Genomic DNA, 13,964 nt, shown 5'->3' on the forward strand with positions numbered 1-13,964 from the left:
CCCTTTCGCGATATATACTGCGCGCCATTCTTCAAGGGAGAGCCGTGTGGCCATCGATATTCACTGGATCTGCGACAACGATAGCCTCGGCCAGCATTGCGCCGAATGGCAGCAGTTGCCATTCGTCGCCCTCGACACCGAATTCATGCGGGTCGACACCTTTTATCCCATTGCCGGGCTGATCCAGATTGGTGATGGCGTACGCGCTTACCTGATCGATCCCCTGACCATCGACAACTGGCAACCCTTGGCCGCCTTGCTGGAGAACCCGGCGGTGATCAAGGTGGTGCATGCCTGCAGCGAAGACCTCGAAGTGTTGCTGCGGTTGACCGGCAGCCTGCCAGTGCCGTTGTTCGACACCCAATTGGCCGCCGCTTACCTGAATCTTGGTTTCTCCATGGGCTACTCGCGCCTGGTGCAAGCCGTGCTGGATATCGAGTTGCCCAAGGGCGAGACCCGTTCCGACTGGCTGCAGCGGCCCTTGTCCGAGACGCAGGTCAGCTACGCCGCCGAAGACGCGGTGCACTTGGCCGAGGTTTACACCCGCCTGCGTCCCCAACTGTCGGACGACAAGTACGCCTGGGTGCTGGAAGACGGCGCGGAGTTGGTCGCCAACCTGCGCCGCGAAGTCGACCCTTACGAGGTGTATCGCGACGCCAAGCTGGCCTGGAAGCTGTCCCGCGCCCAACTGGCTGTACTGCGTGAGCTGTGCGCCTGGCGCGAGCAGCAGGCGCGCGCCCGTGACCTGCCGCGTAACCGCATCATTCGCGAACACTCGTTGTGGCCCCTGGCCAAATCCCAGCCGGATAACCTCGCCGCCCTGGGCAAGATCGAAGACATGCACCCGCGCACCGTGCGTCAGGACGGCCAGTTCCTGCTGGACCTGATCAAACGTGCCGGCAGCGTGCCGATGGACCAATGGCCACCCGCCGTTGCCGAACCGTTGCCGGTGGACGCCGCCGCACTGATCAAGCAACTGCGTGCCCTTGGCCAAGCTGAAGCCGAACGCCTGGAGATGGCGCCGGAACTGATGCTGCGCAAGAAAACCCTCGAAGCCCTGGTCAAAAGTGGCTACCCCGATGGGCCTTATAAATTGCCAGACTCGCTGCGTGGCTGGCGCCGCGAGTTGATGGGCCAGGCGCTGCTCGACAGCCTGGCCACCGCCGGAGAACAGCCTTGAAACGTATTTGCTCCATCTACCGCAGCCCTAAACGCGCCGGCATGTACCTTTACGTCCTGAAAAGCGATGCCCTTGAGCGCGTGCCTGAAGGCCTGCTCACCGTATTCGGCAAGCCGGTACACGCGTTCAACCTGGTGCTGACGCCTGAGCGCAAGCTGCAACAGGAAGACATCGTGCAGGTGCTGGAAAACCTCGACAAACAGGGTTACCACCTGCAAATGCCGCCACCCGAGGACGAGTACATCGAACACTTGCCCGAAGAGCTGCTGCGTCGCAACGACCCGATGTGATCGACCCGTGCTCCGTCCGGGGCACGTGCTTCAATGGAATCGTATAAGTGGGCGGTGGCCGTAAGGATGCGGGCAGCCGTCCGTACTGTTTTGAAAGGTTTTATGCATGCGTGTTCTGATTGCTGAACAGGATCACCCGCTCTACGCCCAATTGCTCGGCGAAGCGGCACCGGACCTTGAAGTGCTGACCAGCGGTGACTCGGCCGAACTGTCGCGCCTGGCCGCCGATTGCCCGGTCTGGCTGGGCCAGCCGGACTTGCTGGCGACGCTGTTGCGCCAAGGCCATCAGCCGCAATGGCTGCAATCGACTTGGGCCGGCATAACACCGCTGCTGGCTGAAGGTTTGCCACGCGACTATCGCCTGACCCGTGCGGTCGGTATTTATGGCCAGGTCATGGCCGAATTCGTGCTCACCTATATGCTCGGCCATGAACGCGAAGTACTGGCGCGCCTGGTCAGCCAGGTCGAGCGCAAATGGGACAACCGCATGGGCCAGAGCCTGGCGGGGCGCAAGGTGCTGATCGTCGGCACCGGCGACATCGGCCAGAGCGTTGCCGAGTTCCTGGTGCCCTTCGGTGTGAAGCTGTACGGCATCGCCAGTTCCAGTCGGGAACAGGCGCCGTTTATCGAAGTGGCCGGGCTTGAAGCCCTGGGTCGCCTGGTGGGGGAGGTGGACTACGTAATCAACCTGCTGCCTAACACGCCAAGCACCCATGACCTGTACGACGCGGCGCTGTTCAAGCAATTCAAGCCGACCGGGTTGTTTATCAACGTCGGGCGTGGTGTGTCGGTAGTGGACGCCGACCTGGTCGAGGCCTTGAAAGAAGGGCATCTGGCCGGTGCGGTGATCGATGTGTGCCGCCAGGAACCGTTGCCGCAACGTCATCCGTTCTGGACGGCGTGGGGCCTTCTGCTGACGGGTCACAGTTCGGCGCCGACGTCACCGGCATTGATGGTAGAGCTGTTCGTACAAAATGTGCGGGCGTATCAGGCCAAGCAAGACTTGCGCGGGAGCGTGGATTTCGAGCGCGGTTACTGACAGCAAAGGAGCCGGCATGCCGGCTCCTCTTGGCATTACAGGTTGAAATCACCTTCCGAGACCAACTCGCTCAACGGACGACGCGGGCTCGGCGCCTCACGACCTTGCAGGTACTCCGGCAAGGTCGACTTGTCCCCCAGCTTGCCAACCGCAACAGCGGCATGCAGGGCATAACCTTCCGGGATTTTCAGCTCTTTGCGGGTCAGCTCCTGATCGAAACCGGCCATGCCGTGGGTGTGCCAGCCGCTGAGGCTGGCTTGCAGCGCCAGGTGGCCCCAGGCTGAGCCGGTATCGAAGGTATGCCACAGCGCCGGGGTTTCTTCGCTGGCGCCGGGGGCGGTGAAGTCGGTTTTCGAGGCGATGATCACCAGGGCCGACGCATGCTGCGCCCAGTTGCGGTTGAATTCATTCAGCAAGCCCAGGAAACGCTCCCAGTCCGGCGTGTCGCGGCGCGCGTAGAGAAAGCGCCATGGCTGCGAGTTGTAGGCGGACGGCGCCCAGCGCGCGGCTTCGAAGAAGCTCAGCAGGGTTTCCTGGTCAATGCTCTCGCCGGTGAAGGCGCGGGGCGACCAACGGTCGGTGAACTGGGTGTGGATCGGATAATCGGCAACACGTGTCATGGAGCAGTTCCTGATCGTCAATTCGGCGCTCAAAACTACTGCGCGGCCACTAGACTGACAAGTGTTGTTACACCGCCAGTCGTAAGCGCTTGGCCCCAGGGGCCTTGGGCACTAGACTGGCGGCCTTTTCACCTACCGATACTGATGTAGAGCCATGGCCGCCAAAGTCGAACCTTTCTGGATACGCAAAACCCTTGAACACCTCGACCAGGAGGAGTGGGAGTCGTTGTGCGACGGCTGTGGCCTGTGCTGCCTGCAAAAGCTTGAGGATGAAGACGACAACAGCGTCTATTACACGCGGATCGCCTGCAAACTGCTCGACCTGAAAACCTGCCAGTGCACCGACTACCCCAACCGTCGCGCCTCGGTGCCGGACTGCATCCAGCTCACGCCGGGCCAGGCCGACCAGTTCAAATGGTTGCCGCCCACCTGCGGCTATCGCCTGGTCAGCGAACGTAAGGACCTGCCACTGTGGCACCACCTGGTCTGCGGCGACCGCGATGCCGTGCACCACGAACGCATTTCCCAGTCCGGGCGCATGCTCAGCGAAGGCAGCGTGCCTGAGGATGACTGGGAGGATTACCTGATTTTCCGCGCGGGCTGACAAGGAGTGGGTATGAGGGGGGCAATCAAGCTGGCGGCATCTGTGGTGTTGCTGGCGCTGAGTACATCCGCGTGGTGCGCGAAGAAAGTCGACCTGGATTATCACGTCAAACTGTTGCCCCAGACGGATCAGGCCGAGGTGCGGGTGAGCCTGTCCCAAGGCTCGGCGGTGCGCAGCCTGAACTTCGACCTCGGCCCCGACGGTGACTACAGCGACTTCAAGGCCGACGGCCAGTGGCGCATCACCGAGCATCGTGGCCTGTGGCAACCCAGCGCCAACAAGGCCAGCCTGACTTACCGCGTACGCCTCACCCATGCACGCAAGGCCGGTCTCTATGAAGCGCGGATGACGCCGGGCTGGGCGTTGTTTCGCGGCGAAGACTTGGTGCCGACCGCGCGGCTCGACCAGCAGGACGGCGTCGAGTTGGTCTCGCGCCTGGTGTTCGAACTGCCGGCCGGCTGGAAAAGCGTTGAAACCGCTTGGCCGCGCATCGGCAAGAACAAATTCCGCATCGACAACATCTCCCGCCTGTTCGACCGGCCCACCGGCTGGATGCTCGCCGGCAACCTCGGCAGCCGCCGCGTGCGCCTGGGCGAGACGGAAGTCACCGTGGCTTCGCCCAAGGGCCAGGCCATGCGTCGCATGGACGTGCTGACGTTGCTGACCTTCGTCTGGCCACAAGTAGAAGCGGCCTTCCCGCGCCATCCGGCCAAGCTGCTGGTGGTGGGCGCCAGTGACCCGATGCGCCGTGGCGCGTTCGCGGCGCGGGATTCGGTCTACCTCAACAGCCGCACGCCGCTGGTCAGCGAAAACGGCAGCAGCCCGTTGATCCGCGAAGTGGTGCAGGCGATTGGGCGTTTCAATGACCACGACACCAGTGACTGGATCAGCGAGGGCCTGGCCGAGTACTACGCCATCGAGCTGGTGCGTCGGGCAGGTGGCATCACCGACGAACGGTATCAGGCGATACAGGCGCGATTGAACAAGGAAGGCAAAGACGTGACCAGCCTGCGCGGCGAACACGTCAGCGGTGCGACGGTGTCACGGGCGGTGGTGGTGTTGCAGGAGCTGGACCGCGAGATTCGCGTAAAGACCCACAACAAACGCTCGCTGGATGACCTCGCGCAGGCGGTGATGCGGGCCAACAGCATCACCACCGCGGAGTTCGTGCAACTGGCTGAAAGTATCATCGGCGAGTCGTCGGTGGTGCTGGACAACAAGCTGCTGCGTTAGCCGGTGGTTTTGGTGGCCTTCTCGGCCGCCACTTCAGCCTTGGTCTTCAGATTCTTCAGCTCGGCCCCGGCGCGTTCGATCTTCGTGCGCACGGTATTCATTTCCTGGCGGCCCTGTTCCAGCTTGTCCTTGAGCGAGCTGTGCCCGGTAAAACCACGGGCCAGCGCCACGCCGCCGATCGCCACCTGGATCAAGCCGAAAATCCCGCCACGGCGCAGGCCTTTGCCCACCATCATCACGCCACCGGCCACCGAGCCGATGCGCTCCCAGCCGTGCACGTTCTGCGTGGGCTGGGTCTCGAAAGGCGTGTGTTCGATGATAGGTCGCAAGGTTTTGCTGTCGCTCATGATCTGTCTCCAACGAGGGCTATTGATAAGTAGCTGACTGCCCGCAGGCGTCGGATGTTCCCAAAAGATCAGTACTTGGGGCCCGAGCGGGTGTTGTTGCCCTTGGCCAGGCGGTCGTAGAGCACCACGTTGACGGTGGCGGCGAGGTTCATGCAGCCGGTGGTCGGGATGTAGACCACGTCCTCGCACCAGTCGCGGATCTCTTTGTCGAGGGAACCGTCTTCCGGACCAAAGATGTACAGCGCGCGGTCCGGATGGGTGTATTCGGGCAGGGGGCGAGCGCCTTCTACCAGTTCCACGGCGACGGGGATGCAGCCCAGGGGCAGGATCTTTTTCAGGTCATCGATGCCGATCAGCGGAATGTCGTGGTGGACTTTCTTGGTGTCGGTGATGAAGTCCCGCGCGCGCTCGTAACGCACGCCGGTGTAGAACACCGAGGCCACGCCGTAGCAGCCGGCGGCACGCATGACCGAACCGACGTTTTCGGGGGATTTGGGGTTATACAAACCGATGCAGCTGTAGCGTTTATTGCCCACAGGAGTGCCTTAAAAAGGCAGCAGTATAGCGGCAAGCGGCAAGCTGCAAGTAAAAGCGGCGTGGCTTTTTCTTGCCGCTTGCCGCTCGAAACCTTCAGTCGTCTTTCTTCATCAACCCCGCCAACGCCGCAAACGGGTTATGCGTGGCCTTGGCAATCGTCGGGCTGCTGGTGGAGCCTTCGCCGAAATACTGCTGGTCGGTATACCGCGAGTGTTCGTTGTCGTGGCAATACAGGCACAGCAGCTCCCAGTTGGAACCGTCCTGGGGATTGTCATCATGATTGTGGTTTCGATGGTGTACGGTCAGCTCGCTCAGGCGTTTGCCGGCGAACTCACGGGCGCAGCGGCCGCACACGTGGGGGTACATTTTCAACGCTTTATCGCGGTAGCCCATTTCCCGGTCGCGCTGGGCATCGGCAAGGATGCGGTCCAGCTTGGCGGTGTGGGAGGGCGGGTTGGTCGAGCTCATCATGGCTCCTGGCTATTTTGGGGTTCACGGATAGGGTTGATTCTAGCCGCTCGCGTTGCAAATAACCGCTTCACTTTACTCATAAGGACTGAAACTCATGCGTCTGCATTCATGGACTGTTGCACTGTTGTTGTGTGGGCTCACGGCCCAAGCCCAAGCGTTTTCTACACCCCAACCCGGCCAGGTGATCGAGGTTGCCCTCGATCAATTGCACCCGACACAGGCCGTGGTGGGGTTCGACCAGATCTACTACAGCCTCGGCCTGTTCGCCGACAAACCCGCCAAGGTCTTCGATGAATACTGCGAAACCAACGGCCAGGGCGAAGCCGACAACGTGCCCAAGGGCGCGGACCTGCACAAGCCGGCGAGCTTCAGCTGCAAGGACCCGGTGGGCACTCATCCCGACGACATGAAGACCGTGGTGGTCGGCCCTGGCGGCCAGTTGTACCTGACCGACGGTCACCACAGCTTCACCACCTTGTGGGAAGTGCCCGGCGGCGGGCCTCGCCTGAACATGTGGGTCAAGGTCACCGACGACTTCAGCAACAGCCCCACCCTGGCCAATTTCTGGCAGCGCATGCAGGCCGCGCGCAAGGTCTGGCTCAAGGACAATCAAGGCCAGACCCTGCCGCCCGAGCAACTGCCGGCGCACCTGGGCTTCAAGAACCTGCAGGACGATACCTTCCGCAGCCTGGTGTATTTCACCCGCAAGGCCGCGTATGGCAAGCCCGAGGCGGGCGAGATCGCGCCGGAGTTCCTGGAGTTCTACTGGGGCAACTGGCTGCGTACTCAAATTGACCTGGGCAAGTACAACCTGAACAAGAAGGGTGGCTACAAGGACGCCATTGAGGCCGTGGCCAAGCGCATGGTCAGCCTGGCGCCGGGCTCACAGGTCGGTGACAGCGGTTTCACCGCCCATCAACTGGGCGGCATGACCCAACTCGACCGTAACGAGCTGGAAAAGACCTTCGACAAAAAAGTCCCGTATGTGATCGATTACCGCAATTCCCTGCGTTAGCCGATCACAGCTTCTGCGCAATCCAGATGGTGTGCCGGGTGCCCTTGTTGCCATGGGCGAATACCTGCACTTCCTCGGCCTTGAAACCGGCCTTGCGCAGTTTGTCGCTGAACAGCTTGTCCGCGCTGGCCGACCACACGGCCAGCACGCCTTTGGGGCGCAGGGCCTTGGCGCAGGCCGCCAGGCCTCCGGCGGAGTAGAGCCAACTGTTGGCCTTTTGCGTGAGACCTTCGGGGCCGTTGTCCACGTCCAGCATGATCGCGTCAAAGCCCTGGGGCTCGGCTTGCAGCACCTTGGCCACGTCTTCCAGGCGGATCACCGTGCGCGGGTCCAGCAGCGGGCGGCCGGATTTTTCGCCCAGTGGCCCACGGTTCCATTCCACGACGCCTGGTACCAGTTCTGCCACGACCACTTCGGCAGTCTTGCCCAGGTGTTTGAGCGCTGACGCCAGGGTAAAGCCCATGCCCAAGCCACCGATCAACACCCGTGAGTCCGCACGCCCGGCGACTTTGCGGCAGGGGATCTCCGCCAGCGCATCTTCGGAACCGTGCATGCGCGTGTTCATCAGCTGGCCGCCATCACCGCCCTGAATCTTGATGACGAAATCTTCACCGTATTCGAACAGGCACAAGGCACCGCCGTTGTCGGGGATCGGGGTGGTGTCCAGCAGAACGAAACGTTTCATGGAAATCTCATTGGGAAGGGCATTCTTGCGCGGTTGGGAGTAGCCTTACGACATTCCGGTCAGGCCATGGAGCCATCGATGAAGTGCAGCATTCTAACGGTCATTGTGTTGAGCGCGCTCGCCTCTGGTGCGGCGCAGGCTCAGGAGTTGCAAACCGTACCGGTCGCGCCCGCCCCAACGCCAGGCGCACCGGGCACCCCGACGCCGACGTTGTACCCGCAAGTCACCCCATCGGCCGTGCCCAAGACCAACGGCTCGCCGCCCTTGGTGCCCATCGTGCTGCCCACGCCACCCAAGGATCAGACGGTGCCGGGCCTGCTGCAAAACGACAGCAAGCCGAAGACGCCGGGCGGCTAAAACTGTTGCGAAAGTAATTGCCCGTCGGCCATGCGCAGGCGCTTGGACAGGGCGATGGCAATGGCGCGGATGATCTTGGCGGCGACCCTGGGCGCTTCGTTGAGCATCTTTTCCAGGGAATCCTTGCCCAGGTTCAACAGCACGCAGTCACTGGCCGCCACGCAACTGGCCGAGCGGCGCTCGCCGTCGAGTACAGCCATTTCACCAAAGGCCCGACCACTGCGCAGGGTGGCGATGGTCAGGCGCTGGCCGTCGTGGTTGGTTTTCTGCACCGCCACCTGGCCGCTGTGGAGGATGCACATGAAGGTGCCAGCATCGCCCTCAAGGAAAATCACCTCATCGCGGGCAATGCTGCTGATATTGAAATAGCCGGCGGCGACGTGAAAGTCTTCCGGCAACAGCGGGTCGAACAGGCCGCAATCCATGAGCATGTCGCGGATTTCGGTATTCATTAGCGTCGGTAGTGCCATGGCTGCAATCTTGGTCCATCAATCAGTAGGCGGTCCTGTGTTCAGACAGAACCGCCCTACGAAGTTCCTTAAACCAACCCCAGCGCCTTGAACACAAAGCCATATTCGAGTGCTACGTCACGTAATCCCTGGTAACGACCGCTCATGCCACCGTGGCCGGCGCCCAGTTCGGTCTTGAGCAACAGCAGGTTATCGTCGGTCTTGGTGTCGCGCAGCTTGGCCACCCACTTGGCGGCTTCCCAATATTGCACGCGGCTGTCGTTGTAGCCGGCGATCACCAGCAGGTGCGGGTAGGCCTGGGCACGAACGTTTTCGTAAGGCGCGTAGGCCTTGATGCGTTCGTAGACGTCCGATTCTTCCGGGTTGCCCCACTCGTCGTACTCGGTGATGGTGAGCGGCAGTTCCGGGTCGAGCATGGTGTTGAGCACATCGACGAACGGCACTTCGGCAATCGCCGCCTGGAACAGCGCCGGGCGCTGATTGAGCACCGCGCCGATCAACAAGCCGCCGGCACTGCCGCCGCTGATGGCCAGTTGTTTGGACGTGGTCAGGCCCTCTGCGATCAGGTGTTCGGCGCAGGCGATAAAGTCGCTGAAGGTGTTCTGCTTGTGTTCCTGCTTGCCGTTGCGATACCAGGCCTCGCCCAGCTCACCGCCGCCGCGCACATGGGCGATGGCAAACGCCACGCCTCGGTCCAGCAGGCTCAGGCGTGCGTGGGAGAACCACGGGTCCAGGCTCGAACCGTAGGCGCCATAGCCATACAGGTAGAGGGGCGTTGGCTTACCCAGCTGATCGCGCTTGACCACCAGGCTGATCGGCACCTGGGTGCCATCTGCCGAGGTGGCCCAGAGGCGCTGGCTCACGTAATCATCGGCGTTGAACACGCCGAGTACCGGGGTTTCCTTGAGCACCTGTTGCGCGCCGCTGGCCAGTTCCAGCTGGCGCACCTGGGCTGGACGGTTCAGGGCTTCGTAGCGCAGGCGGATCTTGTCGCTGACAAACTCCAGGCTGTTCTGTACGTAGAGGCTGTAGGCGGCGTCAGGCAATTCCACGCGATAGGCCGGCAAGCCCTGCGGGTGCACTTCGATCACCGGCAGGCCACCGATGCGCAGGCTCAGGGTCATGGCGTGGGTGTTCAGGCTCACGCCGTCGAGCATCACCTCATCGCTGTGGGGGATCAGGTTCTGCCATTCAGCTTCGGTCGGCACGTCGCCAATGTCGGTTGCCACGAACAGCGCGTAGTTGATGCCATCGCGGTTGCTGCGGATAAACCAGGTCCACGCGCCATTCAACTGGCCGTGGTCGACATCGTACTCATGGTCTTCGACCCGTGGCGCCAGGCAGGTGAAGTCCAGGTGTGGCTGATCGGCGTCCAGCGCCCAGACTTCGCTGGTGGTCTTGCTGCCCAGTGACAGCAGCAGCTGGCGCTCGGAGCTGGAACGGTAGCAATGCAGGAAGAAACGTCCGTCGGGCTCATGGAACACTTCCTGCGCCGCCGTGCCGTCCAGGCGATAGCGATACAGTTTGTGCGGGCGGTGGGTGTCGTCCAGTTCGCCGAAGAACAGGGTCAGGCTGTCATTCGCCCAGGTCATGCTGCCGTCGCAGTCTTCAAACGCCAGTTCGCTGACTTTGCCGGTGGCCAATTCCTTCACGTACAGGGTGTAGATCTCTTCACCGCTGGTATCGAGGCTGTAGGCCAGGCGTTGGTGGTCGGGGCTGATGCTGAACGCGCCGAGGGAGAAGAAACCGCCATTGGCCAGCACGTTCGGGTCCAGCAACAACTCTTCGCTGCTGTCATCCACCTGGTTGCTGTCGTCGGCCGGGCGACGGCAGCGGTAGTGGCGGGCGTATTCGTCACCGGCGGTGGTGCGGGTGTAATACAGATACGGGCCCCACGGCGAAGGCAGCGACAGATCGGTTTCGAGAATGCGGCCCTTGATCTCCTCGAACAGGGTTTCACGCAGCGCTGCCTGATCGGCGAGTTGCGCTTCCTGCCAGGCGTTTTCGGCCTTGAGGTAATCGAGCACCTCAGCGCTGTCGCGCTCTTGCAGCCAGGCGTACGGATCTGAGCCTTGGGCCTTGCGGGCAATCGGAGCGGTCGATGTAGGCATGGGATTAATCTCTATCGGGCGGACGGTGGCAGGCATTGCAGCCGCGACACGCAAAAGCCGTTATCATAGCCGCCTGTTTGCCAACCTTGCCATGGACACCATGACCGAGAACGACTATCTGACCGCTTGGGGCCTTTACGCCTTCGCCGCTTTGGGCTGCCTGTTGGTGTGGTGGCGCATGACCCGCTGGATCTGGCGCTGGCTGCGCGAGCCGCTGCTGTTGCTGATGGCGGTGTTGCTGTTCAGCCCGACCATCGTCGACCCGGTCAAGACCCAGTTCGCGCCGGCCGTGGCCATCACCGCCCTGGACCTGGTACTTAAGGTCGGCAATAACGCCTGGCGGGCCATTTCCGATCTGTTCATGTACAGCATGATCGCCTTTGGCGTGTACCTGGTGTTCGTGCTGATCCGCTGGCCCATCGAGCGCGCCGCCAAGGCCCGCCGTGAGCGCAAGGCCGCCGCGGATGCTGCGCTGGCCGCCGAACCGGATCAAGACGACGATGACGTGCCTTTTCGCCGTCCGGCACCCGTGAGCGGTCTGCGCGTCGAACCGCGCCTTTAACGTTGTCCGCCCTGCTGCGAGAGCCCTGGCATGTGTGAATTATTGGGCATGAGTGCCAACGTCCCCACCGATATCGTGTTCAGCTTCACCGGGCTGATGCAGCGCGGTGGGCGCACCGGTCCCCACCGTGACGGTTGGGGCATCGCGTTCTATGAAGGCCGTGGCCTGCGCTTGTTCCAGGACCCGGCCGCGAGCAGCGAATCGGAAGTCGCGCTGCTGGTGCAGCGTTACCCGATCAAGAGCGAAGTGGTGATCGGCCATATCCGCCAGGCCAACGTCGGCAAGGTCAGTTTGGCCAACACCCACCCGTTCGTGCGCGAACTGTGGGGCCGCAACTGGTGCTTTGCGCATAACGGCCAGTTGGCGGACTTTAACCCCCGCGCCACTTTCTACCGCCCGGTGGGCGATACCGACAGCGAAGCGGCCTTTTGCGATCTGCTCAACCGCGTGCGCGAAGCCTTCCCGGAGCCGGTGGACATTGAAAACGTCCTGCCGGACCTGATCGCCGCCTGCTCCGAATACCGTAGCAAAGGCGTGTTCAACTGCCTGCTCAGCGACGGCGACTGGCTGTTTTGCTATTGCTCGACCAAGCTGGCGCAAATCACCCGTCGCGCCCCGTTTGGCCCGGCACGCTTGAAAGATGTCGACGTGATCGTCGATTTTCAGGCCGAAACCACGCCCAATGACGTGGTGACCGTGATCGCCACCGAGCCTTTGACCGACAACGAAAACTGGACCCGTTACGAACCGGGCCAATGGAGCCTGTGGCGACGCGGTGAATGCGTCAGCCAAGGCATCACCGAGTAAGGATATCGACCATGTTGCTCAGTTATCTGCGGTTGGTGCTGTTTGCCATTGGCCTGTTGGTCGGCGTGCAAGTGCCGGGGTTCATCAACGACTACGCCAAGCGCGTCGAAGCTCATCTGATCGAGGCCCAGACCGGCCTCAGCGGGTTTGAAAACACGGCACGGCAATTCTTCAACGGTGACTTGAAGGCGTTGGTCGCGCATTACCGCGCCAGTGATGACCCGGTGTTCCAGAGCGACGCCAATAGCCTGGGCGCCATGCTTGACCGCCAAGTGGCGTTGGACAAGCAATTCCAGGCCATGCAAGGCCCGTGGTACATCCGCGCCCTGCAAGTGGCCGTGGCGGCGGACCCGGATATCCGTCAGGAGACGTGGAACGGCTACAGCTACCAGATCCTGCTGACGCCCGAGGCCATGGGCTGGGGGTTGGGCGGGGCGATGCTGTTGTCGTTTGGCCTGGAGTGCCTGTTCCGTTTGATCGACTGGGTGGTGTTGGGCGGCAAGCGCCTGCGCCAGAGCCGGCCCGATCGAAGAGCGGGACCTCAAAGGGCTCTGAGCCTCACGGGTGAGCGAGCACCATCCGCTCCTCACCCACTTCCTCGGCATACCGTGCTACCACCTTCTGGCACAACCCCACAATCTCCTCCACCAACTCCACCCCCACGCGCCACGACACCACTACCTGCAAGTTCGGCAGTTTCTGCGCCATTGGCAACATCACCAATTCCCCGCGCGCCAGTTCTTCGCTGACCAGCACCGGCGGCAGTGCGCCAATGCCAAAACCATCGCGCAGTAAACGGGTGATGGCCGACACCGAATTCACGCAGTTCATGCGTGGCGCGGCCACGCCGTTGGCCTGCATCAGGCTGATCACGTCCTGGTGCGGATGGGAGTTTTTCGAGTAGGTGATGATGCGTTCCTGCGCCAGTTCGGCCAGGGACGCGTAATCGCGGTGGTAGATCGATTGGCTGGCGACGATCCAGGCCATGGGGTGGCTGCACAGCTCCAGGCTGCGCACGGTTTCGAGGCGCAGCAGGTCGGTTTGCAGGATCAGGTCGAGGAAGCCTTTTTGCAGCTGATCGCTGAGGTTCAGCGCGGTATCGGCGACCAATTCGATCTCTACCAGCGGGAAGTGGTCCATCAGTTCCGCCACCAACGGGCTGAGCCAGGTGTGGATCACCGTGTCCATCGCGCCGATGCGGATGCGCCCGACCTTGCTGCTGGTGGTCTCCAAGGACTGCTTCAGGCCCTGCATCGTTACCATCATCTGCTCGGCGTAATCGAGCACCTTCAAGCCTTCCGGGGTCAGGCTCACACCGCGTGAGTCGCGCAGAAACAGCTTCACGCCCAACTCGCTTTCCAGCACGGCAATGCGGCTGGAGATCGACGCCTGGGTGGTGAACAACTTCTCGGCAGTCAGGCGGAAACTCTTGAGCTTGGCCACCCAGACGAAGGTTTCGAGGAACTTCAAATTCATGGGATCAACTTTTTCTTATGCATGGATCGGTTTTTATTAGTTGGACGCCGCACCGAGCCAGCGCCAAAAATCGAGCTATTCCACGATAAGCGCCGTTGGGGTGTCAGGACAAGTTGCGAGTTCTGCGTAAAAAATCCCACACTACAAAATAACAATGCCT

General features: G+C 61.9%; 17 protein-coding genes and 1 pseudogene. 10 read left to right on the top strand and 8 right to left on the bottom strand.

Annotated elements, in window-relative coordinates:
• Positions 1-46 precede the first annotated feature (46 nt).
• From rnd to AYR47_RS14860, 3 genes are all read left to right on the top strand, one after another.
• Positions 47-1,180 (top strand): ribonuclease D, encoded by a 1,134-nt coding sequence (gene rnd / locus AYR47_RS14850; RefSeq protein ID WP_033902607.1) that lies wholly within the window; start codon positions 47-49, stop codon positions 1,178-1,180.
• The gene (locus tag AYR47_RS14855; protein ID WP_033902606.1) at positions 1,177-1,470 is read left to right on the top strand and encodes a YcgL domain-containing protein; all 294 of its coding nucleotides are present in this window, start codon (positions 1,177-1,179) and stop codon (positions 1,468-1,470) included. Before rnd ends, AYR47_RS14855 begins: the two co-directional genes overlap by 4 nt.
• A 106-nt stretch (positions 1,471-1,576) precedes the next feature.
• Complete coding sequence (locus AYR47_RS14860; RefSeq protein ID WP_033902605.1) at positions 1,577-2,509, top strand: D-2-hydroxyacid dehydrogenase; 933 nt, start codon at positions 1,577-1,579, stop codon at positions 2,507-2,509.
• A gap of 35 nt (positions 2,510-2,544) precedes the next feature.
• On the opposite strand, the gene AYR47_RS14865 is transcribed toward AYR47_RS14860, so the two are convergent.
• Entirely contained in the window at positions 2,545-3,129 is a 585-nt protein-coding gene (locus AYR47_RS14865) for a nitroreductase family protein (RefSeq protein ID WP_061435713.1), read from the bottom strand.
• A 154-nt stretch (positions 3,130-3,283) separates the two neighbouring features.
• On the opposite strand from AYR47_RS14865, the gene AYR47_RS14870 reads away from it, so the two are divergent.
• Positions 3,284-3,733, top strand: coding sequence for a YcgN family cysteine cluster protein (locus AYR47_RS14870; protein WP_003172524.1), 450 nt, complete (start codon positions 3,284-3,286; stop codon positions 3,731-3,733).
• A 12-nt stretch (positions 3,734-3,745) separates the two neighbouring features.
• The gene (locus tag AYR47_RS14875; RefSeq protein WP_061435714.1) at positions 3,746-4,966 is read left to right on the top strand and encodes a hypothetical protein; all 1,221 of its coding nucleotides are present in this window, start codon (positions 3,746-3,748) and stop codon (positions 4,964-4,966) included.
• Here AYR47_RS14875 and AYR47_RS14880 read toward each other — a convergent pair.
• The 3 genes from AYR47_RS14880 to AYR47_RS14890 form a co-directional block, all read right to left on the bottom strand.
• The gene (locus AYR47_RS14880) at positions 4,963-5,313 is read right to left on the bottom strand and encodes a YgaP family membrane protein (RefSeq protein ID WP_033902602.1); all 351 of its coding nucleotides are present in this window, start codon (positions 5,311-5,313) and stop codon (positions 4,963-4,965) included. The genes AYR47_RS14875 and AYR47_RS14880 overlap by 4 nt on opposite strands.
• A 68-nt stretch (positions 5,314-5,381) precedes the next feature.
• Positions 5,382-5,849 carry an RNA methyltransferase gene (locus AYR47_RS14885; protein WP_003189607.1) on the bottom strand — a complete coding sequence of 156 codons (468 nt, stop codon included), beginning with the start codon at positions 5,847-5,849 and terminating at the stop codon, positions 5,382-5,384.
• 94 nt (positions 5,850-5,943) lie between these two features.
• On the bottom strand, positions 5,944-6,318 hold the full coding sequence (locus AYR47_RS14890) for a YajD family HNH nuclease (protein ID WP_003210675.1): 375 nt from the start codon (positions 6,316-6,318) through the stop codon (positions 5,944-5,946).
• A 97-nt stretch (positions 6,319-6,415) separates the two neighbouring features.
• On the opposite strand from AYR47_RS14890, the gene AYR47_RS14895 reads away from it, so the two are divergent.
• A complete protein-coding gene (locus AYR47_RS14895; RefSeq protein ID WP_061435715.1) occupies positions 6,416-7,336 on the top strand; it encodes a ParB/Srx family N-terminal domain-containing protein in 921 nt (306 codons plus the stop codon).
• A 4-nt stretch (positions 7,337-7,340) separates the two neighbouring features.
• On the opposite strand, the gene AYR47_RS14900 is transcribed toward AYR47_RS14895, so the two are convergent.
• Entirely contained in the window at positions 7,341-8,021 is a 681-nt protein-coding gene (locus tag AYR47_RS14900) for a spermidine synthase (RefSeq protein WP_038846233.1), read from the bottom strand.
• 78 nt (positions 8,022-8,099) lie between these two features.
• Between AYR47_RS14900 and AYR47_RS14905 the strand changes: the two genes are divergently transcribed.
• Positions 8,100-8,378, top strand: coding sequence for a hypothetical protein (locus tag AYR47_RS14905; protein ID WP_061435716.1), 279 nt, complete (start codon positions 8,100-8,102; stop codon positions 8,376-8,378).
• Here AYR47_RS14905 and AYR47_RS14910 read toward each other — a convergent pair.
• Both AYR47_RS14910 and AYR47_RS14915 read right to left on the bottom strand, forming a co-directional pair.
• Complete coding sequence (locus AYR47_RS14910) at positions 8,375-8,848, bottom strand: cyclic nucleotide-binding domain-containing protein (protein WP_033902600.1); 474 nt, start codon at positions 8,846-8,848, stop codon at positions 8,375-8,377. The two genes, AYR47_RS14905 and AYR47_RS14910, sit on opposite strands and share 4 nt — an antisense overlap.
• Positions 8,849-8,916: 68 nt before the next feature.
• Positions 8,917-10,959, bottom strand: a complete 2,043-nt coding sequence (locus AYR47_RS14915) for a S9 family peptidase (protein ID WP_061435717.1) — start codon at positions 10,957-10,959, stop codon at positions 8,917-8,919.
• 25 nt (positions 10,960-10,984) lie between these two features.
• Here AYR47_RS14915 and AYR47_RS14920 point away from each other — a divergent pair, with 25 nt between their 5' ends.
• The 3 genes and pseudogenes from AYR47_RS14920 to AYR47_RS32075 all read left to right on the top strand — a co-directional run bounded on the left by AYR47_RS14920 (position 10,985) and on the right by AYR47_RS32075 (position 12,883).
• Entirely contained in the window at positions 10,985-11,521 is a 537-nt protein-coding gene (locus tag AYR47_RS14920) for a hypothetical protein (RefSeq protein WP_061435719.1), read from the top strand.
• A gap of 30 nt (positions 11,522-11,551) precedes the next feature.
• Positions 11,552-12,328, top strand: coding sequence for a class II glutamine amidotransferase (locus AYR47_RS14925; protein WP_061435721.1), 777 nt, complete (start codon positions 11,552-11,554; stop codon positions 12,326-12,328).
• Between the two features lie 11 nt (positions 12,329-12,339).
• Positions 12,340-12,883: pseudogene (locus tag AYR47_RS32075) on the top strand (DUF2937 family protein).
• Positions 12,884-12,886: 3 nt separating this feature from the next.
• Here AYR47_RS32075 and AYR47_RS14930 read toward each other — a convergent pair.
• Positions 12,887-13,804: a LysR family transcriptional regulator gene (locus tag AYR47_RS14930; RefSeq protein WP_033902597.1), complete on the bottom strand. Its 918-nt coding sequence runs from the start codon at positions 13,802-13,804 to the stop codon at positions 12,887-12,889.
• Positions 13,805-13,964 lie beyond the last annotated feature (160 nt).

Source organism: Pseudomonas azotoformans, from assembly GCF_001579805.1.
Classification (GTDB): domain Bacteria; phylum Pseudomonadota; class Gammaproteobacteria; order Pseudomonadales; family Pseudomonadaceae; genus Aquipseudomonas; species Aquipseudomonas azotoformans_A.